This window comes from Aquabacterium fontiphilum, assembly GCF_009909205.1.
Taxonomy (GTDB): Bacteria; Pseudomonadota; Gammaproteobacteria; order Burkholderiales; family Burkholderiaceae_C; genus Aquabacterium; species Aquabacterium fontiphilum.
In genome coordinates this window covers 1-22,460 of the sequence record NZ_JAAAPN010000001.1, presented here as the reverse complement: position 1 = coordinate 22,460, position 22,460 = coordinate 1, and the positions used below count along the sequence as shown (strand labels likewise).

Here is a 22,460-nt window from a genome sequence, read left to right as displayed (position 1 = left end):
TGATCTCAGGCTGGACGATCAGGCGGTGTGGGAGGCTTCCAACGCGTCAGGCGCATGCAGCGGGTCCACCGATGCCAGCTCTTTTTCATCGGGGCGGGCCGGGCGGATCTGGCCACGTTCGCGAACAAAGGTCACGGTGGCGTCCACGGCATCGCTGTTGACGAAGCTGCGGAAGCGCTGACGCACTTCGGGCGTGGTCACGGCGGTCTTCCATTCGCACTGGTAGGTGTCGACCACGTGCTGCATCTGCGCTTCCAGCTCGGCGGCCAGGCCCAGCGAATCATCGATCAGCACGCTCTTGAGGTAATCCAGCCCGCCTTCCAGGTTGTCGCGCCAGGTGCTGGTGCGCTGCAGCCGGTCGGCCGTGCGTACGTAGAACATCAGGAAGCGGTCGATCAGCTGAATCAACTTGGCCTTGGTGAGATCGGAGGCGATCAGCTCGGCATGGCGCGGCTTCATGCCGCCGTTGCCGCACACATAGAGGTTCCAGCCCTTGTCGGTCGCGATCACACCCACGTCCTTGCCTTGCGCCTCTGCGCACTCGCGGGTGCAGCCCGACACGCCGAACTTGATCTTGTGTGGTGCGCGCAGGCCCTTGTAGCGGTTCTCCAGTTCAATGGCCAGGCCGACGCTGTCGTCCACGCCATAGCGGCACCAGGTGCTGCCCACGCAGCTCTTCACGGTGCGCAGCGACTTGCCGTATGCGTGGCCCGACTCGAAGCCGGCGGCGATCAGCTCTTCCCAGATCAGGGGCAGCTGTTCGACGCGGGCGCCGAACAGGTCCACCCGCTGGCCACCGGTGATCTTGGTGTACAGGCCGTACTTCTTGGCCACCATGCCCACGGCGATCAGGCCCTCAGGCGTGACCTCGCCGCCCGGCATGCGCGGCACCACGCTGTAGGTGCCGTCCTTCTGGATGTTGCCCAGGTAGTAGTCGTTGCTGTCTTGCAGGCTGGCCAACTGCGGCTTGAGCACGAAGTCGTTCCACACCGAGGCAAAGATGCTTGCGGCGGTGGGCTTGCAGATGTCGCAGCCCAGGCCGTTGCCGTGCTTGGCCAGCAGTTCGTCAAAGGTCTGGATCTCGCCCACACGGATCAGGTGGTAGAGCTCCTGGCGCGAATACTTGAAGTGTTCGCACAGGTGGTTGTTGACCGCCAGGCCGCGCTTGCTCATCTCGGCCTTCATGATCTGCGTGACCAGGGGCACGCAGCCGCCGCAGGTGGCCCCCGCCTTGGTGCAGGACTTCATGGCCGCAATGGTCGTGGCGCCCTCGCCCACGGCGGCGCAGATCTGGCCCTTGCTGACGCTGTTGCACGAGCAGATCTGGGCGCTGTCGGGCAAGGCGTCGGGACCGAGGCCGGGCTTGGCCTGGCCGTCGCTGCTGGGCAGGATCAGGAACTCGGGACTGGCCGGCAAGGCGATGCCGTTGAGCGCCATCTGCAGCAGGGTGCCGTACTCATCGGCATTGCCCACCAGCACGGCGCCCAGCAGGGTCTTGCCGTCTTCGCTCACCACGATCTTCTTGTAGACCTGCTTGAGCTCGTCGACATACTGGAAGCTGCGGCTACCCGCCGTCTTGCCGTGTGCATCGCCGATGCTGGCGACATCCACGCCCATGAGCTTGAGCTTGGTGCTCATGTCGGCACCTGTGAAGGCTGCCGTGGCCTCGCCGGCGATGTGGCGCGCAGCCACGCGGGCCATGTCGTAGCCCGGGGCCACCAGGCCGAACGTCTGTTCGTTCCAGGCGGCGCACTCGCCAATCGCGTAGATGTCGTGGTCGCTGGTGCGGCAATGGTCATCGATGACCACACCGCCCCGCGGGCCCACCGCCAGCACGCACTGGCGGGCCAGTTCATCGCGCGGGCGGATGCCGGCCGAGAACACGATCATGTCGGTCTCGAGGTAGGAGCCATCGGCAAACACCATGCGGTGGCGGGCTTCGCGGCCGTCGGTGATCTCGACCGTGTTGCGGCCGGTGTGCACCTGCACGCCGAGCGCCTCGATCTTGCTGCGCAGCACACGGCCGCCGCCGTCATCGACCTGCACGGCCATCAGCCGCGGCGCAAACTCAACGACATGGGTGTCCAGGCCCATGTCGCGCAAGGCCTTGGCGCACTCCAGACCCAGCAGCCCGCCGCCCACCACCACGCCGGTGCGTGACTTGGCGCCTGCCGCCTTCATGCGGTCGAGGTCTTCTATGGTGCGGTAGACGAAGCAGCCAGGGCGCTCGCGGCCCGGCACCGGAGGCACGAAGGGCGTGGAGCCTGTGGCCAGCACCAGCTTGTCATAGGCCAGGGTCTCGCCTTCAGCCGTGGTCACCGTCTTGGCGCGACGGTCGATGCTGGCGGCGCGCGCGGCCAGGCGCAGATCGATGCCGGTGCGGTCGAAGAAGCCAGGCTCGACCAGAGAGAGGTCTTCGGCAGTCTTGCCCGAGAAGTACTCGGACAGGTGGACGCGGTCGTAGGCCGGACGCGGCTCCTCGCACAACACGGCCACTTGCGTGTCCGTCAGCCCGATCTCGGCGAGGGTTTCGAGAAACTTGTGGCCAACCATGCCATGGCCTACGACGACGATCTTCATAGCGAACTCTGCTTGACGCGTGCGGTCCCCGCGGGCCTGCCGGCTGGCTGGCTGAGAGGATCACGGTTCATGACTGGGCAGACTGGTGCGGAAACCAGTGCCCACCAGAATTCCGCCGTCGTTAGCGGAGGGGGCATGCAGCCGGGGCGGCACTACCCGGGCTGCGTGCCGTGGAGGAACGCAAGGTTCGTGCCCGTCGATTCGTGGGCAGCGGCCTTCCGATCGGCCTCGTCAGGCCCGCCGAGCCGCCTCGACATGCCCTGATTTGGGGCAGATCGCCGCGCGATGAACCGATGTGGTGCGCCGGCTGCTCAGCCGCAGCGTTGCAGTGGGTCGAGCGCCGGTTGATACAGCCGCGTGTGCACACCGGCCAGGTTCAGCATGGCGTGAAAGACGCTGTCATGGGTGAAGGCGTCGCTGGCGCGGGCATTCATGCAGGCGGTGGACCAGCCCCGCTGCTGCAGGTAGGTGTCCGACGCCCAGGCCAGCATGGGGACGTGGGTCTGCTGCGTGGGGGCCAGGGCGCGCGGCATGCCGTGCAGGTACAGCCCGCCTTCGCCCAGGGATTCGCCGTGGTCGGAGACGTACAGCATCGCGGTGGGCCGCGACTGCGCAGCCAGCCAGTCGATCGTGCGGCGCAGCAGCCGGTCGGTGTAGCGGATGCTGTTGTCGTAGGCGTTGACGATGGTGTCCGCAGGGCAGTCCTGCAGCGTGCTTTCGGTGCACTCAGGCAGAAAGGCTTTGGCGTCGGGCGGGCTGCGGCGGTGATAGGCCGGACCATGGCTGCCCATCTGGTGCAGCACGACCACGGTGCCCCGCGCGGCGCGGGCGGGGTCAAGGCGAGCCAGCGCCTGCGGCAATTCAGCCAGCATGATCTCGTCATGGCATTCGCCATCGGGGCACAGGACCGGATCGTCACCCACGCGTGTCGAGATGGAGGTGACGCGCGCGCACACGCCCTTGCAGCCTGACTGGTTGTCGAGCCAGATGACGGTCAGGCCAGCGCGCTGAAGCACGTCGAGCAGGTTGTCGTATTCGGCCTCTCGGCCGACGCCAGCGTGACCCAGGTGGGAGAACAGGCAGGGCAGCGAGGTATGGGTGTTGGTGCCGCAGGACTGGACGTGAGGGAAGTAGCTCAGGCGGCCTGCGGCAGCCAACTGCGACAGGCCTGGCGTGGTGTCTCGGCGGTACCCCGACAACCCGAAGTTCTCCGCACGGGCGGTCTCGCCGATCACGAGCACCACCAGCGGCGCGGCATCTGCCACCCGAGTGCCCACGTGGGCGTCTGCGCCCACGATCTGGCGCGGCACATGGGCGTGCGCGCTGGCGCCGACACCCAGCCGCAGTCCCCCATACAGCACGTTGAAAGGGGTGACGGTGTAGCGCAGGGCCTTGTGTTCACGCATCAGCGCAGCGGTTTCCTGAAACCCGCTCCACAATGCCGTGACACCGATCAGCAAGGCCAGAGCACCCACGCCGGTCTGTTGCCGGGCCAGCCGTCGCGCGGGTAGCCGTCGAACTGGCTGGCGCCACCACCAGATGCCCGGCAGCACCACCCCTGCCAGCACGACCATGCCCATCGAGGCCGACAAGAGGTCGCGCACTTCGCGGGGGTCGGTGTGCGCGACGTTGGCCATCATGCTGGGGTCGATCACGACCCCGTAGGCCAGCATGAAGTAGCTGGCCAGCGCGCTGATCAGCATCAGCAGCACACCCAGCGGGCGCCGCCATGGCGGCCACACCAGCAAGCACAGCGTCCCGGCAAGCAAGCCTGTCAGCACCGCGGCGAAACTGGTCACGGCCGGAAAGAGGCCAATGGCGTGATCCTGATGCAGCGTCCACAGTGCATGCCACAGGGGGAGATTGCCCACGGTGGCGAGCCAGGCTGCCAGCACGAGCACCAGCACGGTGGGGTGCCACCCCGCGGGATGAGGTCGAAAGCGCATGGAAAGAGGCTGCAGCAACACGGCCGCTCGATTGTGGGCAAGCAGCCTTAACGCAGCCTTAAATCGCCTTCAAGCGCCTCCGTTTGCCACTCGATGGCCCACCGCGTGGCAAACGGAGGCGGCGCGTCGCCATGCGCCAGCCGTGCCCCATGGTGCTCGGCAATGCGCTGCACAAGCGTCAAGCCGATGCCCATGCCAGCCGTGTCGGCGGCGGCTGCCTGCGGCGGATGCGGCATGGTGGCGCCGGTGTCGCAGACACACAGCGCGGCGCGGCCCTGCGTGTCCACCCGGACCGCGACTTCGACCTGGGCTCCGCAGGGTGTGTGGCGCAGCGCGTTGTCGACCAGGTTACGCAGCGCGAGGCGCAACAGGGTGGCGTCTCCTGTGACCGTCACGGCGGCAGGTTCGGCCAGCAGAGACAGCTCATGGCCGCTGGCGTGCGCGGCCGGCACATGGTCGGTCACCACCTCACGCGCCAGCGCGACCAGATCCACCGGCTCGCGGCCCGTGGGGCTGCCCTGTTGTGCCCGGGCCAGATCGAGCAGCTGCTGCAGCGTGTGCCCGGCGCGCAGCGCCTCGTGCTCCAGCTGTCTCAGTGCCGCCTCCCGGTCCGCGGGGTCGGTGGCGTGGTGGGCACGCCGGCTCTGCCAGACCAGCGCAGCCAGTGGGGTACGCAGCTCATGCGCCACATCGCTGGTGAAACGGCGTTCCCGGTCGAGCTGAGTCTGCAGGCGGTGGGTCAGCGCATTGATGGCGCTGGCGGTATGAGCGAGTTCTCGAAACGGCTGGGGCGCGGGCAGCGTGTCGCCGGTCTCCAGGTCCAGTGCGGCAATGCGTTCTGACAGGTCGTGCAGCGGGCGTAAGCCCCTGCGGATCGCCCATCGCAGACCGATTGCCACCAGGGGCAGCAGGAGGATCGCTGGCGCAGCGACGTCGACCGCGATGTCGATTGCCAGTTCGGCGCGGTGGCTGCGATCGACCAGCACCGCCACGCGGTGGACATGCCCCGCCGTGTCGTGGCGCTCAACGACCAGGGCGCGCCATCGGCCGCCGTCTGCGTCACCCAGCGAGACGGTGTGGTAGCCCGGGGCCTGGCGGCCCAGGCGGTCGGCCAGCACATGCGGGTCGGACACCACGCGGCCGTCCTCCCATCGCACCGCCCGCAGCGGGGGAGCGTAGCGGGTGGGCAGCGGCGCCTTCATGGTCGCGGTCAGTCCGCCGGGGCGATGCGGGACGTCGGCTGCGGGCGAGATGGGATCCTGCAGCAGCAGCACGGCGGCCGCGTGGAGCTGGCCGTCGAGGATCTCGTCGGCCTCGTCCATGCCGGTGACGTAGGCGGCCAGACCGAGGCTCACCCACACCAGCCCGACGCTCAGCATGGCCCAGGCCCACAGGTGCAGCCGCAGGCTGCGAGGGCTCGAATCGGCAGGGTGTCGGCGCATGTGGCGGCCCGCCTCAGTCCGAAGGCTCATCGGGGCGTGGCACGAAGTAGCCCACGCCGCGTACCGTCTTCACCAGGTCATCGCCCAGCTTCTTGCGCAGATGGTGCACATGCACCTCGAGCGAGTTGCTTTCCAGCGCATCGTCAAAGCCATACAGGGCGGCTTCCAGGCGTGGCCGGGTCAGCACCTGCCCGGCGTGACGCAGCAGCACGAGCAGCAAGGCGTACTCCTTGGCCCGTAAGGCCACCGGCTCGTCGCCCAGCCGCACGGTGTGCGCAGCGGGATCCACGGTGATGCGGCCGTGTCGCAGCCAGGGCGACGCTCGCCCCTCGCTGCGTCGCAAGGCGACGCGCATGCGCGCCAGCAGCTCGTCGGGTGAGCAGGGCTTGACCAGGTAGTCGTCGGCGCCATCATCCAGGCCGCCCACCCGTTCGTGCACGGCGTCGCGCGCCGTCATGATGATCACGGGCATGGTCTGGCCGCGCTGCCGCAGCTGCCGCAGCCACGCGCGGCCGTCGCCATCGGGTAGCCCGAGATCGAGCAGCACCAGATCGGGCACTTCGGCGTGCAACGCGGCGTCGGCCTGTGCCAGCGACAGACAGGCGTCGGCGGCATAGCCGTGGGCCCGCAGCATGGCCGTCAGGCCGTCTGCGATGCCTGGATCGTCTTCCACCACCAGTACGCGCATGCCGACATTGTGCCGCGCGGCGCCCCGGGCCCGCGTGACCGTGATGCAAGTCACAACAAGCGGGAAAACCGGGCCTTGTTCGCCTCAAGCTTGTCGGTGTTTCTACGTAAACATGGCTTCAGTCATGGCCTTCCGGGTGGGCCATGTTGTGCTTATCGGAAGAAGGACGTACCGACTATGCAGCGCGCGCGCGGATGGAGTCTTCAGGCCCGGTTGCTGGGCAGTGTCGTGGCCATTGTGCTGGTGGGCCTGGCCGTGACGGTCGGCGCCCTCAGTTGGCAGTCGTCCCACGCTCTTCAGGCGCAGGGGCTGGCACACACTCAGGCGGCGGCGGAGCGGCATGCCGCCGCGGTCGACCTGGTGCTGGACGAGGCCATGGTCGCCTCGCGCGCGCTGGCCAGCGGCCTGAGCGAACTCAAGCGGCAGGGCCGCACCGACCGTGCAGCGGTCGACGCACTGCTGCACGGCATGCTGGCGGGCAACCCCCGCTTTCTTGCCGTCTGGACAGGCTGGGAGCCTAACGCGTTTGACGGCAAAGACCCCGAGTTTGCAGGCAAGCCGGGTCACGACGCCACGGGGCGTTATGTGCCTTACTGGCATCGCGGCTCGGGTCAGCCGCAGCTGGAGCCTCTGGTTGACTATGACAAGCCCGGCGCTGGCGATTACTACCTGCTGGCCAAGCAGCGCGGCAAGGAGGTGGTCATCGAGCCTTATGTCTATCCGGTGGCGGGCAAGGACACGCTGATCACGACCGTGACTGTGCCCATCGTGGTGGATGGCCAGTTCGTGGGCGTGGCCGGGGTGGACATTGCGCTGGCGTCCCTGCAGGAGATGGTGTCGGCCATCCGGGTGGCCGATGTGGGTCGGGCCACGCTGTTGTCTCACGGCGGCCTGGTTGTGGGCGCCGTCGATGGCGAGCGGGTGGGCAAGGCCCATCCCGAGCAGGCGTTCTGGGCTGCGGCGCAGCGGGCGTTGAAGGCGGGCCGCCCCGTGTATGACGAGCGCACCGATCCAGTTGATGGCGCGTTGCTTGAGGTCCATGTGCCGGTGGCCGTGGGTGAGACCGGCACGCCGTGGGTGTTCTCCGCGGCCGTGCCCGTCAGCCATGCGATGGCGCCGGTCTACCGGCAGCTGGCTGCTGGTGTGGTGATCGCGCTGATCAGTGTGGTGCTCGTGTCGGCGGTGCTGAATCTGGCGCTGACCCGCATGGTGCTGCGCCCCTTGGGTGGCGACCCGGCCGACGCGGCAGCCATGGTGGCCCGTGTGGCCGACGGCGACCTCACGCATCCCATCGTGGTTCGGCCCGGCGACACCGACAGCCTGATGGCCAGGCTCCACCACATGCAGGACAGTCTTGTTCAACTCGTGACTCAGGTGCGTGGCGGGGCCCATGGCGTGGCCACGGCCAGCGCCCAGATTGCGCAGGGCAACCATGACCTGTCGGCGCGCACCGAAAGCCAGGCATCATCGCTGCAGCAGACGGCGGCTTCGGCCGAATCGCTGGGCGAGACCGCGCGACGCAACACCCACAGCGCCGCCGATGCGAACGAACTGGCGCACAACGCCTCGCGCGTGGCGGGCGAAGGCGGGCAGGTGGTGGGCGAAGTGGTGCAGACCATGCGCGACATCCAGGACAGCTCGCGCCAGATCGCCGACATCATTGGCGTCATCGACGGCATCGCCTTTCAGACCAACATCCTGGCGCTGAACGCCGCCGTGGAGGCCGCACGCGCTGGCGAACAAGGGCGTGGGTTTGCCGTGGTGGCCGGCGAGGTCCGCTCGCTGGCGCAGCGCTCGGCTGAGGCCGCGCGCGAGATCAAGTCGCTGATCGGGCGCAGCGTCGACCGGGTCGCAGCCGGCACCGAATTGGTCGACCGCGCCGGCACCACCATGCACGAGGTGGTCGCCGCCATTCAGCAGGTGGCCGATCTGGTGCAGACCATCAACCAGGCCAGCCAGGCCCAGAGCAGCGGCGTGGCCGAGGTCGGGGCGGCCGTGTCCGCGATGGACACCGCCACCCAGCAGAACGCCGCGCTGGTCGAAGAAATGGCGGCGGCGGCCACCAGTCTGCAGCGCCAGGCGGAAGAGCTGGTCGGGACGGTGCAGGTCTTCCGGTTGCCGCAGTGAGCGTTTGGTGCACACTGCGCCGGCAGGCCCGGTGTGCGGGCCGACATGCGGAGTGACACGTGCCCGATTCCCTCGCCCAGTTGCAGCAAGACCTGGCGGCGTTTGCAGCTGAGCGCGAATGGCAGCCCTTCCATTCGCCCAAGAACCTGGCGTCGGCCCTGGTCGTCGAGGCCGGTGAGCTGCTTGAGCCGTTTCAGTGGCTGACCGAGGCGCAGAGCCGGCAGCTCGATGCGGGGCAGAAGGAGGCCGTCGCGCAGGAGATGGCCGACGTGCTGCTCTACCTGGCGCAGCTCGCCACCGCGCTGGATGTGGATCTGATCGATGCGGCGCAGCGCAAGATGGCGCTCAATGCGCAGCGCTACCCGGCGGACAAGGCGCGCGGCCGCAGCGACAAGCACGATCTGCTGTAAGTACCGGCAGTCCAGCGGCCAGGAATGCCGGTGTTGCACTCAGGGTGACGCCACCCTGATTTGGTGATGCCCCGGTGGCGCCGTTACAGTGGGTCGCATGTCTTGGCTGAACCGACTCCCCGGCTTCAGGCGCGCTCCGGCTGGTCTCGAGTGGGCCATGTGGCAGCGCCTGCCCGCCATCCTGCTGGGCGGCACGGTGCTGCCGCTGGTGCTGGCCGGGCTGGCCTGGTGGGCCACGCCCCTCGGCGAGGCCGATGCGGCTGACCCGGCCATTCTTCAGTTCGTGTTCATCATGGCGGGCGTCATCGTGCTGCACTGGACGCTGGTGCTCACGGTGGCCATCGCATGCGCCATCGTCATGCTGATGAAGGGTCCGGCTTACGTGGCCGATCCGTATCCCCTGCCGGACAGTGACCGCCCTGCGGTCACAGCGCGCCGAACACCTTCTTGAGGATGGCGCTGCCGGCTTCGGCCGGGTTGCGGCGGATCTTGCGTTCCTCCTCGCCGATGACGGTGTACAGGCCGTCGAGCGTCTTGCCCGTCACATACGCTTCGAGGCGGGCATCCTGACCCTGGATCAGACCGAGCCGTGCGGCCCGGTCGGCGACCTTGTTGTACTTGCGGGCAAGGTCGACCTTGCGCGTGGTCTGGGTCACCACAGGCAGGAACCGCGCGCTCAGCGGTTCGCGCGTCTTGCCGGCAAAGAAGTCGGTGACCGACTGCTCGCCGCCGCGCAGGATCTGCCGGGCGTCGCCCACGCTCATGGTTTGGATCGCGTTGACCAGCAAATCCTGCCCCATGGGCACGGCCTGCTCGGCGGCGCGGTTCATGGCCGTGACCAACTCGTCGACCCGGTGGCCCTGGCCCAGCGTGCGCATCAGCGCCCCGGCCTCTTCCAGTTGGCCGGGTAGCGGGATGCGCACCTGGGCGTGGTTCAGGAAACCACCCTCGCGCCCCAGCAGGGCGACCGCTGCGCGGGCGCCTTGCTCCAGCGCAGCGCGCAGGGCGGCGGTGGTGTCCTTGTCCGTCAGGTCAGACAGCGTCAAGGACCAGGCCTGGCGGTGGGCGGCGAACACGAGCAGGCCCAGGCCGAGACCCAGGTGGCGAGTCGCGCTGCGGCGGTCGGGGCGGTCCATGACGGTATCCTGATCAATGGCGCTGCTTGGCACGCCGACGGCGCTGCACCGCGCCCCACATCAGGGGCAGGCCCAGCGCATACAGCGCGATCTGGGTGGGCTCCGGCACGGCCGTGACGCTGGTCAGCCGGATGTCACCCGTGACGGCCAGACGCTCGTAGCCGCGGAACGCGCCCACCCCGTCGGGCAGCAGGTCGACAAAGGTGTACTGGCTGGCTTCGCTGTAAGCCCCGACGTGGACCACGCCCACCTGGGTGTTGAGCCAGTCGATCAGCGCGCCATCCAGCAGGGGGCCGAAGTCGCTTTTTGCGACCGGGGCCGAGCGGATCCGCCAGTTCAGGCCCAGCTGGTAGGTGGCCGTGACGTTCTCGGTGTCGGTGCTGAGGTCCCAGCGCAGGCCCGTGTTGATGCCCATGGATTCTTCCATGCCCACCGGCTGACCGTTATCCAGGTAAAGGCTGCGGTTCTGCGCCACCTGGGTGAAGAGCGGATCGACGGCCGTGTCGGCCGGCGGCAGCGTGGCAGCCAGGAAAGGGGTATAGGGCGTGAATGTGGTGCTGCCGCCCTCGCCGCGTGCGTAGACCGCGTCGGTGAAGAAGTAGCTGGGCGTCTGGTAGACCACAGGGACACTCAGATAGGGCTGGGCCGAGTCAAAGCGCACCGTGAGCGAAAACGGCACGACGGCGAAACCGGGCACGGGCTCGCTGGCCTGTTCCCCTTGAAACTCGACGACGCGCGCGGCGCTCGTCGGAAGCACGTCGAAGGTCAACGTGACGATCTCAGCGTGGGCGGAAGCGGCGATCGCCAGCAAAACGCCAGCAGCAAACGGACGGACGGACGACATGGTTCCCTGGGCAAGTCGATTGAATGTCCGACATGGTATCGGGGCTTTGCCCACGCGCCCGCCCCCCGAATGCAGGGCGTTACACCCAGTTGAAGCTGCTCAACCACTGGCCGCCCAGCAGCCACACCGACAGGCCCAGACCCACCGCGTACGTGGTGGCCAGCAATGCCACGACGGACGACAGCGCCACCATCAGCCCGTCGCGGTGGACGAGACCCAGGCCCAGCAGGGCCACGGCCAGCGCTGGCAGCACATTGCCGAATGGAATCGGCAGCACGATGAGTACCGCCATCAGTGCCACCTTGAGCGGCATCCATGCCAGCGGTGCGGTGCGCTCCAGGGCATCGACCAGCCCGGTGAGCCGGCTGCGGCACCAGCGACCAGCGAGCGCATGGAAGCGTGACAGTGCCGACAGCACCTTGTGGGCGTGGTCGCGCGACAGTTCGAAGCGCCCGACGCGATCGGGGAGTTGCGCCAGATCGTGGCCCAGCAGCATGCGCCAAGCGAGGATCATCAGTCCGAGACCCAGCACGGTGCCGGTGCCGGGCACCGGAAGGGCGCACGGCAGGGCCAGCAGCACCAGCCACGCCCCCTGGGCGGCGGGCCCGTGCAAGGCCGCCAGATCCTGCAGCGTGACGCGCTCGGCCCGTAACCCCGCCTGGGCCTGACGCAGGCGCTGCTCCAGTCGATCCATCAGGCGGCCACCGTGGCCCGGTAGGCGTTGGGGGCCCGCAGCACCGGCACGGGCAGGTGCCAGTGATCGGCCAAGCGCTTGAGCACGGCGCGCTCGTCTTCTGCGACATGGGCGTCAGCGTCGATGGCCGCGCCGCACAGTTGGAGCACAATCAGTTGCAGCCCAGGGTCGGTCACCTCGGCCAGCAGGCTGTCCAGGGCGGCCTCGTCGAGTTGCTGGACGGCCAGACCGCTCAGCGTGCCGGTGGCCATCAGGTCCATGCAGAGGTCGGCGATGACGGCCTCGAACCCCTGGGCATCCATGCCCAGCCGGCCGCCCACGTCCAGCTGTGTCAACCGGGCCATCTCCGCCTGGCTGACGTGGCCATCGGCCAGCAGGCTCAGCGCAAGAATGCGGGCGGCGGCCTGGGGGCTGTTGCGGGGGTAGGTGCGCATGGGCAGTGCATCGGTGAGAGTTGCAAGGCACACTAGGCTAACCGGCTGCCGGCTCCGAGAAAATCAGATATTTCGGGCGGGATGGTTCGTACGCGCCTGAGGGTTGGCGCACAAGCCGGATTGCTCACAAGGAACGCGCAACATGTTCAATGCCATCGTGATCAACAAGGACGAGGCCGGCTACCGGGCCGCGCTGACCCAACTGGACGACACCGCCCTGCCTGAGGGCGACGTGACGGTGCGGGTGGCCTACTCGACGCTGAATTACAAGGACGGCCTGGCCATCACCGGGCGTTCGCCAGTGGTGCGCCGCTTCCCCATGGTGCCGGGCATCGATCTGGCCGGCACGGTGGAGGCCAGCAGCCATCCCGGCTGGCAGGTGGGCCAAGCCGTGGTCCTCAACGGCTGGGGCGTGGGCGAGGGCCATTGGGGTGGGCTGGCGCAGCGGGCGCGACTCAAGGGAGACTGGCTCGTACCGCTGCCGGAGGCGTTCACGCCGGCGCAAGCCATGGCCATCGGCACGGCGGGCTACACCGCCATGCTGTGCGTGATGGCGCTCGAGCGCCATGGCGTAACGCCCGAACGCGGCGAGGTGGTTGTGACCGGCGCGGCCGGGGGCGTGGGCAGCGTGGCGGTGGCCCTGCTGAGCCGTCTGGGCTACACGGTGGCTGCCGTGACCGGGCGCCCGCAGGAGGCCGACTACCTGCGCACGCTGGGCGCCCAAACCATCCTCGACCGCGCGGAGATGGCCGCGCCAGGCAAGCCATTGGGCAAAGAGCGCTGGGCCGGTGGCATCGACACCGTGGGCAGCCACACGCTGGCCAATGTCTGCGCGCAGACCCGGTACCGGGGCGCGGTGGCCGCTTGCGGCCTGGCCGGCGGCATGGACCTGCCCGCCACCGTGGCGCCCTTCATCCTGCGCGGCGTCACGCTGACGGGGGTGGACTCGGTGATGTGCCCGCACGCCGAGCGCCTGCAGGCCTGGCAGCGCCTGGCGCGCGACCTGGATGTGCACCTGTTGGCCAGCATGACGCGTGAGATCGGCCTGGCCGAGGCGCTGGATGTGGCGCCCGCATTGCTGGCCGGCCAGGTGCGCGGTCGGGTGGTGGTGGACGTGAACCGCTGAGCGGGTGGGGTGGTCATGCCGTCGCGCCCACCTCGTGTTGTTGCGCTGTCGACCGGAGGGGCAGCCCCGGGCACCACGCCCAGTCCCTGCCGACGCCTGTGCACGCTCAATGTGGATGATGTGTGCGTGGGTTGCGGCCGCATGCTGGCCGACATCACGCGCTGGACGCAAATGACCGAGCCCGAGAAGCAGGCCTGCGTGGCCGCGGCGCAGGTGCGGCTCGATGCCTTGCGGAGCCGGCGTGTCTGATGGGCTGCTGGACCACGCGGCCGATCTGATCGCGCAGGCCGACGCGCTGGTCGTCGCGGCAGGTGCGGGCATGGGCGTCGACAGCGGCCTGCCCGACTTCCGTGGGCGCGAGGGCTTCTGGCGCGCCTACCCGGCACTGGGTCGGGCGGGGCTGGACTTCCACCGCGTGGCCAGCCCGGCCACGTTTGAGACCGACCCGACACTGGCCTGGGGCTTCTACGGGCACCGCCTGGCCTTGTACCGCGCCACCGCGCCGCATGCGGGCTTTGCCATCTTGCAACGCTGGGGCGCGTGCATGCTGCAAGGCATGCGGGTGTTCACCAGCAATGTCGATGGTCAGTTTCAACGCGCCGGCTTTGACCCAGCGGGGATACATGAGGTGCACGGCAGCATCCATCACCTGCAGTGCCTGCGCCCCTGTCACGATGGCATCTGGCCGGCCGACGACTTTGTGCCGCAGGTGGACACGGAGGCGTGTCGGCTCCTGAATGCGCCCCCCTCATGCCCGCGCTGCGGGGGGATGGCGCGGCCCAACATCCTGATGTTTGGCGATGGCGACTGGCTGGACGACCGTGAGCAGGCGCAGTCGCGTCGTTTGCGGCAATGGCTGGCACAGGCGCACCGACCGGTGGTGGTGGAACTGGGTGCCGGTCAGGCCGTGCCCACCGTGCGGCACTTCAGCCACGCGGTGGTGCAGCAACTGGGTGGGCGGCTGGTGCGCATCAACCCGCGCGAGCCCGCTGTGCCGACGCGGCATGATGTGGGGCTGGCCATGGGCGCGCTGGACGCGCTGCGGGCGCTGGATGCGCAGCTGGCAGCTTGGCTGGCAGATCGTTCAGGGGGGTGAACCCCGGAGGGGTTCAGTGCGACGCGTGGTGTACGGGGCGGGCGGCGGCGCGGCGCGCCCTGCGCCCCAGCAGACTGGCCTGCCACAGGCTGCCTGCAGCCGCCAGTGCGATGGCCCCGTGGAGCATCGAGCCCTGCGCGATCAAGCCCAGGCCCGCCAGCATGCCCAGCGCCAGGCCTGCCGTGGCCCATTGGCGGGTGCGGCGGCGCAGGTGGTTGGTGCGGTCTGCAAGTGCGGCCATGGCGTCTCCTTCGTGTGATGACAGGCGCAATCACAGTTGTAGGCCTTTGCCTGGCGGGGCACAAGCCCGAGTTGACCCGAAAACGCTAGGGGTTTTCGCGCGATCACCGCCGTGGCTGAACCGATCGCGACAGAGGCTGGACGGATCGCGCCGCCTGACGCCAATGTGACGCCAGCGCTCACAGCGCCAGCCGTGCGGTGTAGCCGGTCATTTCCAGGTAACCGCGCCCGGCCAGCCGGCCCTGGCTATCGCGCAGCTCGCTCAGCCCCTCCCAGTAGACGTTGCCCGTGCTGTTGCGGCTGTCGAGCTCCTGGTTGTCCAGGCTGGCCTGCAGCGTGTGGCGCGCGCCGGGCCATTCGACCGTCCAGGCCACGGGGTAGCTGGCGCCGGTCGCCGGGCTGGTCCAGCGGCGGCCCGGGGTCAGGCGCAGCTCCTCGGGGCCGAAGATGCGGTCGGGCTGGCCAGGGCGGCGCAGGCTGCCGCCGTGCCACAGCGCGCTGCCGTCGCGGCGGCGCAGGCGGAAGGCGGTCAGGGCGCCGCCATCGAGCAGGTTGATGCCCATCCAGTCCCAGCCCTCGGCCTCGGGGTGGAGCAAGGCCTCGCTCCATTCGTGGTCGAGCCAGGCCGTGCCGCTGGCTGCAAAGCGCCGGTCGCCCTGCTGGAACTGGCCGCTCACCGTGAGTTGGGGATGGCTGTAGTAGCGGCTGGCATGCACCAGGCCGGGCGCCTTTTGCGAGAAGCCGGCCTGGCCTTGCAGCAGCGTGGGCTGGGTCTGCGCAAAACGCAGGTCAAAGCCGAAGCCCTGCGCCCGGATGCGGCTGCGGTAGACGCCCTGTGTGGCGGGCCCTTCGCGCTGCAGCGTCCAGTCGCGCAGGTGCACCTGTGTGTCGCCTTCAGCCGCCTCGGCCAGCCCGAAGCCCGTGCGGGCGATGCGCTCGTCGTGCAGCAGCCGGCCACCGGCCAGGTCGGTCAAGGCGGTGTGCACAAAGACCAGCTGCCGGGCAGCAAACCGGCTGGGGTTGTCGGCTGCGGTGTCGACTCGCGAACGAAAGAAGGTGATCTGAAAGCCGTGGCTGGGCGGCGTGACCAGCGACATGGCGCCCGTCGCCGGCGGGCGCGCGTCCAGCGGACGGGCGTGCAGTACGCCGGTCAGGTACCACCACTCGGTGCGAAACGCCGGATGGGCGCCATGGTCGCGGGGGAAGACCAGGGGCTCGCCCGGGTGCAGCACGGGGGGCAGCGTTTGTGGGGGCAGTGTGGGGGGCGGCAGGGCCAGCGCCTGCCGCCAGGCAGGCGGGGAACCACCGGCCAGGCCCAGCGCGGCCAGCACGCGCAAGCCATGTCGACGTTGGGGGTTCACCAGTCCTCCTTCACCGCCATCACCACATCGCGGCCAGTGGCCTGACGGCCCGACAGCCACGCGGTCAGGGTGCCGGCCACCACCACCGCCAGCGCCAGTGCCAGCAGGCGCCAGCCGGGCACCATCATCGTCATCGTCCAGTGAAAGCTCTGCGGGTTGACGACATGTACCAGCACCACGCTGACCGCCAGCCCCAGCAGCACGCCCCACGCGGCCCCCACCGCGGTGAGCGCCAGGCCTTCGCCGGCCACGATGCCCAGCACCTGCCGACGCGCAAAACCCAGGTGGCTGAGCAGGCCGAACTCCTTGCGGCGCGCCAGCACCTGGGCCGAGAAGCTCGCGGCCGTGCCGAACAGACCGATGCCGATGGCCACGGCCTGCAGCCAGTAGGTGACGGCGAAGCTGCGGTCGAAGATCTTGAGCGTGATCTCGCGGATGGTGCGCGGCTCGGCAAATTCGACCAGGCGGCCGTCCAGGCCTTGCGTGGCCAGGGCCTGGCGGACACCCGCCTGCACGGCATCGGTGCGAGCGTCTGGCGCGAGCCACAGGGCCAGGTCATTGAGCTGGCGGTCGCCGGTAAGGCGCTGGTAGTCGCGCGCGTCGATCACGATGGCGCCTTGCTGGCGGGCGTAGTCGCGCCAGACCGAGCGCACGAGTGCGGGCACCGGCGCCTGGCCCGGCACCAGCGGCAGGGCCAGCACCTGGCCCGGCGCGGCGCCGTACAGCGCCACCATGGCTTCGCTCACATGGATGCCGACCTCGCCCGGCTGGCCCGTGGTGGCGGGAACCACCTCGCTGACCAGCGGCAGCGCGCGCAGCGCGTCGTCCAGCGGGCGGCTGATGAGCGCGACCGGTGGCTGACGCGGGTCGAGCGCCAGGTCGGTCACGCGCACGCCTTCCACGCGCGTCACGCCGGGTACGCCGGCGATGGCGGGCAGCGCAGACGGTGACAGACCGGCCTGCGGGCCAGCATCGTCGTCGCCCACCAGGCGGGCATACAGGTCGGCCGGGAGCACGACATCGAGCCAGCTGCTGACCGAATCGCGAAAGCTCGCCACCATCACGGTGAGTGCCACGGCCAGGCTCAGGCTGGCGACCACACCGGCCATGGCGATGGTGGCGGTGTGGCGCAGGCGGCGCGCGCGCTCCAGCGCCAGCAGCCAGGTGGCCTGCCGGGGTGCGGGCCAGCGACCGAGCACGGCCTGCACCGCCGCAGGCACGCAGGCGATGCCGCCCATCAGGATGGCCGCCACCGACAGGTAGGCCCACAGCGGCACACCGGCCACCGGGGGCAGCGTGGCCAGCCCCGCACCCAGCACCAACAGGCCCGGGCCGAGCCAGCGGCCGCTGGTGCTGCCGTGGCTGGCCGCATCGGCATGCAGGCCCTTGAGCGCCTGGGCCGGGGCCATGGCCTGGGCCTGTCGCGCGGGCAACCAGCCGCCGGCCATGGCCGCCAGCACACCCAGGCCGCCGTAGAGCGCTGCCGCCAGCCACGACCATTGCAGGCTGGGCGCCACGCCGGTGAAGTAACCGCCGCCCAGATCGCCCCCCAGCAGGCGCAGGGCCAGTGCGGCCAGCCCCGTGCCCAGGGCCAGGCCGAGTGCCGAGCCCACCACCCCGACGACGGCCGATTCGGCCAGCACGAGGGCCAGGCGCTCGCGTGCGCCCAGGCCCAGCACGCCCAGCAAGGCGAACTGTTGCAAGCGCTTGGCCACCGAGAGCGACAGGATGGAGAACACCAGAAAGCCGCCCGTGAACAGCGCCACCAGGGCCAGCACGGTGAGGTTGACGCGGTAGGCGCGCGAGACGTTGGACAGGCGCTGGGCATCGTCTTCAGCGGACTGCAAGCGCACGCCCGCGGGCAGCAGGCCCTCGTCGGCCAGCGCGGCCTGCAGGTCGTTCAGGCTGCTGCCTTCGGCCAGTTGCAAGTCGATGCGGTGCAGCCGGCCGAGCAGGCCGAACAGCGCCTGGGCGCCCGCAATGTCCATCACGCCGGTGGGCTCGCCGCCGACCGTGAGCTGCCCGATCACCTTCAGCGGCACGGTCTGCAGGCCGGCCTGGGCGGTGATCATCTCGCCCGGCACCACGCCCAGTGCCTGGCGCGCAGCGGCATTGAGTGACACCGTGTACGGCGCGAACAGGCTGAGCCGGTCCACCCCGGGCGCCGCCGTGTCCACGCGCGGGATGAGCTCGGGTGCCAGGGGGGCTGCCACCAGCGTGTCCAGCCCGATGAGGCGCAGCCGGATGGGCGCCTGGCTGCCGTGGCCCGCCTGCACACGCAACTCGATCACGGGGCTGGCACGCGCCACGCGGGGGTGCGTGGCGAGCGCACCGTACAGCGTCTCGTCCAGCGTGCCGTGGGCGGCGTGCACACGGGCGTCGGGCTGGCCGTTGACCGCGCGCACGGCGGAGCCGAACGCGCTGAGCGCCGAGGCGTTGATCAGGTGCACCGAAAAGGCCAGCGCCACCCCCAGCAGCACGGCCAGCACGGCGGTGGCATGCCGAGGCAGATGGTGGCGCCATTCGGGCAGCGAGAACTGGCGCAGCAGCGCCCATGTCAGCCGCACGTCAGGCATCGTGCAGCCCGTCGCGGGTCAGGCGCAGCACCCGGTCGGCATGCGCGGCGGCGGCCTGCGAGTGCGTGACCATGACGCAGGCCGTGCGATGGGCGCGGGTCTGCGCGGCCAGCAGGCCCATCACACGGTCGGCGGTGTCGGGGTCGAGGTTGCCTGTGGGTTCGTCGGCCAGCAATAGCGCGGGGCGGTGGATCAGCGCCCGGGCAATCGCCACGCGCTGCAGCTGACCACCCGAGAGCTGCTGCGGCAGCCGCGTGCCCAGGCCGGCCAGGCCCACGTCGTCCAACGCCTGCGCCACGCGGGCCGCATCGGGCTGGCCCAGCAGCAACAGCGGCAGCGCGACGTTCTGGGCCACATCCAGATGCGGCAGCACATGAAAGGCCTGGAAGACAAAGCCCAGGTGCTGGCGGCGCAACCGCGCCTGCGCGGCCTCCTCCAAGCCGCCCAGGTCCACACCCCGCAGCGCCACGCTGCCCTGGTCGGCCACGTCCAGCCCGGCCAGGCAGTTCAGCAGCGTGGACTTGCCCACGCCCGATTCGCCGACGATGGCGATGAACTCGCCCGGCGAGACGTCGAGGTTCACCCCTTGGAAGACCACGGCGTCGCCGTAGCGTTTGCCCAGATCGCGCACTTGCAGCATGCCGCCAGCATAGCGAGGTGGCCCGCAGCAAGGAAAACAGGCGCCCAAGGGCGCCTGCGTGTCATGGACTTGAAGCCGGATCAGGCGCGACGGCGGGCCACGATGCCAGCCACAGCCAGACCGGCGATGACCAGCGCGTAGGTGCTGGGCTCGGGCACGGCCGTGGTGATGGTCATGGTGAACGACTGGCCGGCCTGCAGGCCGTTGAGGTGGATCATCCAGTCCGTGGCGCCGGCGGTGCTGCCGAACACGTCGCCGACTTCCACGCCATAGCCTTCACCGCTGCCGCCAAAGGCCACGCGGGCCGAGCCAGCGCCCAGACGGGCCACCGACACGGTGCTGAACGGGGCATGGGCCGTGCCCAGCGTGCCGAAGCTGACGCCGTTGTCCAGCGAGAACACCACGCTCTTGAACGGGGTGCGCAGGAAGTTGTCGATCAGGGCGTCAAAGGCCAGCTGCGCGCCGTCGGCGCCACCCACGACGTAGGTGAGGCTGACCGGGTTGAGGTTCTCGAGGCCCAGCGTGAACGACAGGGCGCCTGCGCCGGAGAAGTCCTCGACCGAGTTGCCGGCAATGGTCTGGAAGCTGCCGCCTTGCAGCGTCACGGCGTGCGCTGCAGGCGTCAGGGCGAGGGCGGCCGCCGCCGCGATCAGGGAAGAGACAAACTTCATGGTGGTTCCTTGGTAGAAGGTGATGCAGGCGCTCACTGGTTGCCGCGGGCCCAGGGGCCCGTGATGGCGAAGGTGATGCCGGGCGTCTGGATGTTGACGAACAGCACGCGGCCGGCCGGGTCCCAGCAGGCGCCGCAGAACTCGCTGCCTTGGTAGTCGCCCGCGGCCACGGTCTTGCCGGCCGCGGCGATTTGGCCGGCGCTCAGCACGACGTTGTTCTTGGCAAAGTAGTAGGCGTCGCCATTGGCCATGAGGCCGAACACGCGCGAGCCGGTGCCGTAGTTGTCGGGGCTGTTGCCGCCGTCTTCACACAGGAAGACGCCGCCGCGGGGGCTGATGGTGATGTTGTCGGGGTTGTTGCCCACCAGCTGGCCGCTGGAGACGTAGATGGCCTTCATCTTCATGGTGGCCGTGTCCAGTTCCCAGACGGCGCCATCGCCACGACCCGGGCGGTTGCTGCTGTCCACGCCCACGCTGGTGTCGGCGATGTAGACCTTGCCGGCGTGGTACCAGATGCCTTCGCCACGGCTCATCTGCAGGCAGCCGGCATTCCAGGCCTGGGCAAAGGTGCCCGAGCAGCCGGTGGTGGCGGTGGTGCCGGGGGGCAGCGAGGTCAGCGTGCCGGCGGTGGTGATGTCGGCGTCGGGCTGGGCGATGTCCACCCACTCCAGTTGCACCTCATCGCCCAGCGAAGCCACGATGAGGCTGGCGTTGGGGCGACCGACCACGCGGGCGGCCTGCAGGCGGCCACCCAGGGCCAGTGAGCCCACGCCGCCGTTCGGGAAGCGCGGCACATAGCGATACAGGGCGGAGACGTTGCGGGCGTCTTCGGTTTCATAGACGATGCCGGAGACCGGGTCCACGGCCACGGCCTCGTGGGCAAAGCGGCCCATGCCGACGATGGGGCGGCCGGTGGTCTGTTGCGGATCGGCCGTCACTTCGAACACATAGCCGTGCCGCTTGCCTGTGGTCGAGACCGCATTGGTGTTGACCTCTTCGCAGCTCAGCCAGGTGCCCCATGGCGTCAGGCCGCCGGCGCAGTTGACCACGGTGCCGCCCAACGAAGGCACGGCGCTGATCCAGTTGCCGTCACGGAAGATGAGGTTGGTCGTGCCGCCCAGCGCCGTGGCGCCGTCGACCGTGCCGTCGTCGTAGTAACCAGGCGCCTGGATGCGGTTGGCGAAGGCGCCGGTGCCGCGTTCGTGGTTGCGCACCAGCACCATCTCGGTGCCCCGGCCCACGCGACGGGTCTGGATCACGGCCATGCCGTCGTGGCTGCCGGGGGTGGGTTGGCCATTGGCCATCAGGTCGCCCGTCCAACCAAACGACTTGTAGCTGAAGCCTTCGGGCAGCATCAGCAGTGGCAGGCCGGTGCTCAGGTCATTGACCGGGGCCAGGGGGCCGTAAGGGCCCATGACGAGGTTCGAGTACTGCGTGGCGGCATGCGCCTGGCGCATCTGCAGGCCTTGCAATGTGGTGAAGAAGCCGGCGGCCATCAGGGCGCTGGAACCTTGCAGCAGCTTGCGGCGCTGGCTGTCGTGGGACTGGGACATGGGGATACTCCAGTAAGGTCGGTGGTCTTGGCGGGACGCCAGCGCGGAGCTGGACGTGCCGAACCTTAGGGAGCCCCGGTGACAGTGCCATGACGATGCATGGGGGGTAATTGATGCCGGACGGCCTACCCGTCGGGGTAAAGCCGTTGTGAAAACTGCACGCCAGCCAGAAATTTGTAACCACAGTCCGCGCGGGGTCGGGCCACTGCAGTCACCATGCGAACTGCAAAAAGTGATCAGCAGGAGATCCAGGTGTCCGACACGGAGTTGTTCACAAGTCCTGCACCTGCGCAGGCTTCAGGGGGGGAGGCGCGTCAGTCGCCACGCATCACGGTGGCGTGGCGCGCTCGCGTGATGCATCAGCCGCCCCATTTCATCGAGGGACGGGCGCTCAACGTGTCCGAGCAGGGTGTGGGTCTGTTGCTGGATGTGGCCTTTCCCGTGGGGCAGCGGCTGACGACCGCACTGGCCGTGCCTGACCCGGCCGACCGCAGTCAGATCAAGCCCGTCATGCTGCAATTGAAGGTCATCTTCAACGTGGCCTCGGGCGACATGTTCAAGATCGGCACGCAGATCGTCCAGATCGATGACGCCGGCCGCCAGTTGCTGCGTCACTGGATCAGCAAAGGCTGAACGCGGCCGGGCGTGCGGCAAAAAAAGCGGGCCTCCGAAGAGGCCCGTTCCAAGCACGGCTGTCACACCGCGCGCCAGGAGGAGAGAGACACGCAAGAAACTGGGGGCAGTGGCTCAGTGCAGCTGCAGGGCGCCAGCGGCCTTGCCCTTGCCGGCGCGGGCGGGTGGGTTGCACAGGCCGCAGGTGAAGTGGCGGGCGATCTCGTGCGGGTGGGTCACGAAGTGGCCGCCGCACTTGTTGCACTTGGTCATGGTCAGCATGC

22 protein-coding genes are annotated in these 22,460 nt (G+C 69.3%); 7 read left to right on the top strand and 15 right to left on the bottom strand.

The features are described from left to right. Positions 1-18: 18 nt before the first annotated feature. The 4 genes from nirB to GTZ97_RS00095 form a co-directional block, all read right to left on the bottom strand. Positions 19-2,580, bottom strand: a complete 2,562-nt coding sequence (gene nirB, locus GTZ97_RS00110; protein ID WP_161648481.1) for a nitrite reductase large subunit NirB — start codon at positions 2,578-2,580, stop codon at positions 19-21. 311 nt (positions 2,581-2,891) lie between these two features. After that, positions 2,892-4,526 carry a phosphoethanolamine transferase gene (locus GTZ97_RS00105; RefSeq protein WP_236650922.1) on the bottom strand — a complete coding sequence of 545 codons (1,635 nt, stop codon included), beginning with the start codon at positions 4,524-4,526 and terminating at the stop codon, positions 2,892-2,894. A 47-nt stretch (positions 4,527-4,573) separates the two neighbouring features. Continuing rightward, on the bottom strand, positions 4,574-5,968 hold the full coding sequence (locus GTZ97_RS00100; RefSeq protein ID WP_161648480.1) for an ATP-binding protein: 1,395 nt from the start codon (positions 5,966-5,968) through the stop codon (positions 4,574-4,576). 13 nt (positions 5,969-5,981) lie between these two features. Beyond that, positions 5,982-6,656 carry a response regulator gene (locus tag GTZ97_RS00095; protein ID WP_161648479.1) on the bottom strand — a complete coding sequence of 225 codons (675 nt, stop codon included), beginning with the start codon at positions 6,654-6,656 and terminating at the stop codon, positions 5,982-5,984. Positions 6,657-6,833: 177 nt separating this feature from the next. Between GTZ97_RS00095 and GTZ97_RS16910 the strand changes: the two genes are divergently transcribed. The 3 genes from GTZ97_RS16910 (at position 6,834) to GTZ97_RS00080 (ending at position 9,644) form a co-directional block, all read left to right on the top strand. Continuing rightward, positions 6,834-8,783, top strand: coding sequence for a methyl-accepting chemotaxis protein (locus GTZ97_RS16910; protein ID WP_161648478.1), 1,950 nt, complete (start codon positions 6,834-6,836; stop codon positions 8,781-8,783). A gap of 59 nt (positions 8,784-8,842) precedes the next feature. Next, positions 8,843-9,193: a nucleotide pyrophosphohydrolase gene (locus GTZ97_RS00085; protein ID WP_161648477.1), complete on the top strand. Its 351-nt coding sequence runs from the start codon at positions 8,843-8,845 to the stop codon at positions 9,191-9,193. 97 nt (positions 9,194-9,290) lie between these two features. Further along, complete coding sequence (locus GTZ97_RS00080; protein WP_161648476.1) at positions 9,291-9,644, top strand: hypothetical protein; 354 nt, start codon at positions 9,291-9,293, stop codon at positions 9,642-9,644. Here the strand turns inward: GTZ97_RS00080 and GTZ97_RS00075 are convergent. From GTZ97_RS00075 to GTZ97_RS00060, 4 genes are all read right to left on the bottom strand, one after another. Further along, positions 9,619-10,329, bottom strand: a complete 711-nt coding sequence (locus GTZ97_RS00075) for a DUF4197 domain-containing protein (RefSeq protein WP_161648475.1) — start codon at positions 10,327-10,329, stop codon at positions 9,619-9,621. The two genes, GTZ97_RS00080 and GTZ97_RS00075, sit on opposite strands and share 26 nt — an antisense overlap. A gap of 13 nt (positions 10,330-10,342) precedes the next feature. Beyond that, on the bottom strand, positions 10,343-11,173 hold the full coding sequence (locus GTZ97_RS00070) for a hypothetical protein (RefSeq protein WP_161648474.1): 831 nt from the start codon (positions 11,171-11,173) through the stop codon (positions 10,343-10,345). Positions 11,174-11,252: 79 nt separating this feature from the next. After that, on the bottom strand, positions 11,253-11,867 hold the full coding sequence (locus GTZ97_RS00065) for an exopolysaccharide biosynthesis protein (RefSeq protein ID WP_161648473.1): 615 nt from the start codon (positions 11,865-11,867) through the stop codon (positions 11,253-11,255). After that, on the bottom strand, positions 11,867-12,301 hold the full coding sequence (locus GTZ97_RS00060) for a tellurite resistance TerB family protein (RefSeq protein ID WP_161648472.1): 435 nt from the start codon (positions 12,299-12,301) through the stop codon (positions 11,867-11,869). Before GTZ97_RS00060 ends, GTZ97_RS00065 begins: the two co-directional genes overlap by 1 nt. A 142-nt stretch (positions 12,302-12,443) precedes the next feature. On the opposite strand from GTZ97_RS00060, the gene acuI reads away from it, so the two are divergent. Genes acuI through GTZ97_RS00045 form a run of 3 tightly spaced genes read left to right on the top strand, consistent with a single transcriptional unit; the run spans position 12,444 to position 14,523 of the window. Next, a complete protein-coding gene (acuI, locus tag GTZ97_RS00055) occupies positions 12,444-13,427 on the top strand; it encodes an acrylyl-CoA reductase (NADPH) (RefSeq protein WP_161648471.1) in 984 nt (327 codons plus the stop codon). 15 nt (positions 13,428-13,442) lie between these two features. Continuing rightward, the gene (locus tag GTZ97_RS00050) at positions 13,443-13,676 is read left to right on the top strand and encodes a DUF1289 domain-containing protein (RefSeq protein WP_161648470.1); all 234 of its coding nucleotides are present in this window, start codon (positions 13,443-13,445) and stop codon (positions 13,674-13,676) included. Further along, a complete protein-coding gene (locus GTZ97_RS00045) occupies positions 13,651-14,523 on the top strand; it encodes an SIR2 family NAD-dependent protein deacylase (protein ID WP_161648469.1) in 873 nt (290 codons plus the stop codon). The genes GTZ97_RS00050 and GTZ97_RS00045 overlap by 26 nt, the downstream gene beginning before the upstream one ends. Before the next feature lie 13 nt (positions 14,524-14,536). Here GTZ97_RS00045 and GTZ97_RS00040 read toward each other — a convergent pair whose 3' ends face one another. From GTZ97_RS00040 to GTZ97_RS00015, 6 genes are all read right to left on the bottom strand, one after another. Continuing rightward, positions 14,537-14,764 carry a hypothetical protein gene (locus GTZ97_RS00040; protein ID WP_161648468.1) on the bottom strand — a complete coding sequence of 76 codons (228 nt, stop codon included), beginning with the start codon at positions 14,762-14,764 and terminating at the stop codon, positions 14,537-14,539. A gap of 178 nt (positions 14,765-14,942) precedes the next feature. Then, on the bottom strand, positions 14,943-16,127 hold the full coding sequence (locus GTZ97_RS00035; protein ID WP_407926717.1) for a lipocalin-like domain-containing protein: 1,185 nt from the start codon (positions 16,125-16,127) through the stop codon (positions 14,943-14,945). Continuing rightward, positions 16,121-18,691: an FtsX-like permease family protein gene (locus GTZ97_RS00030; protein WP_407926714.1), complete on the bottom strand. Its 2,571-nt coding sequence runs from the start codon at positions 18,689-18,691 to the stop codon at positions 16,121-16,123. Before GTZ97_RS00030 ends, GTZ97_RS00035 begins: the two co-directional genes overlap by 7 nt. Before the next feature lies 1 nt (position 18,692). Beyond that, positions 18,693-19,340 (bottom strand): ABC transporter ATP-binding protein, encoded by a 648-nt coding sequence (locus GTZ97_RS00025; protein WP_161648466.1) that lies wholly within the window; start codon positions 19,338-19,340, stop codon positions 18,693-18,695. A gap of 80 nt (positions 19,341-19,420) precedes the next feature. After that, a complete protein-coding gene (locus GTZ97_RS16515; protein WP_161648465.1) occupies positions 19,421-20,011 on the bottom strand; it encodes a PEP-CTERM sorting domain-containing protein in 591 nt (196 codons plus the stop codon). Positions 20,012-20,043: 32 nt separating this feature from the next. Then, positions 20,044-21,564: a PhoX family protein gene (locus tag GTZ97_RS00015; RefSeq protein WP_161648464.1), complete on the bottom strand. Its 1,521-nt coding sequence runs from the start codon at positions 21,562-21,564 to the stop codon at positions 20,044-20,046. Between the two features lie 216 nt (positions 21,565-21,780). Between GTZ97_RS00015 and GTZ97_RS00010 the strand changes: the two genes are divergently transcribed. Next, positions 21,781-22,197 carry a PilZ domain-containing protein gene (locus tag GTZ97_RS00010; RefSeq protein WP_161648463.1) on the top strand — a complete coding sequence of 139 codons (417 nt, stop codon included), beginning with the start codon at positions 21,781-21,783 and terminating at the stop codon, positions 22,195-22,197. A gap of 114 nt (positions 22,198-22,311) precedes the next feature. Here the strand turns inward: GTZ97_RS00010 and GTZ97_RS00005 are convergent. Next, positions 22,312-22,460 (bottom strand): FlhC family transcriptional regulator (locus GTZ97_RS00005; protein ID WP_236650946.1); only part of this gene is annotated, 149 nt, incomplete at its 5' end.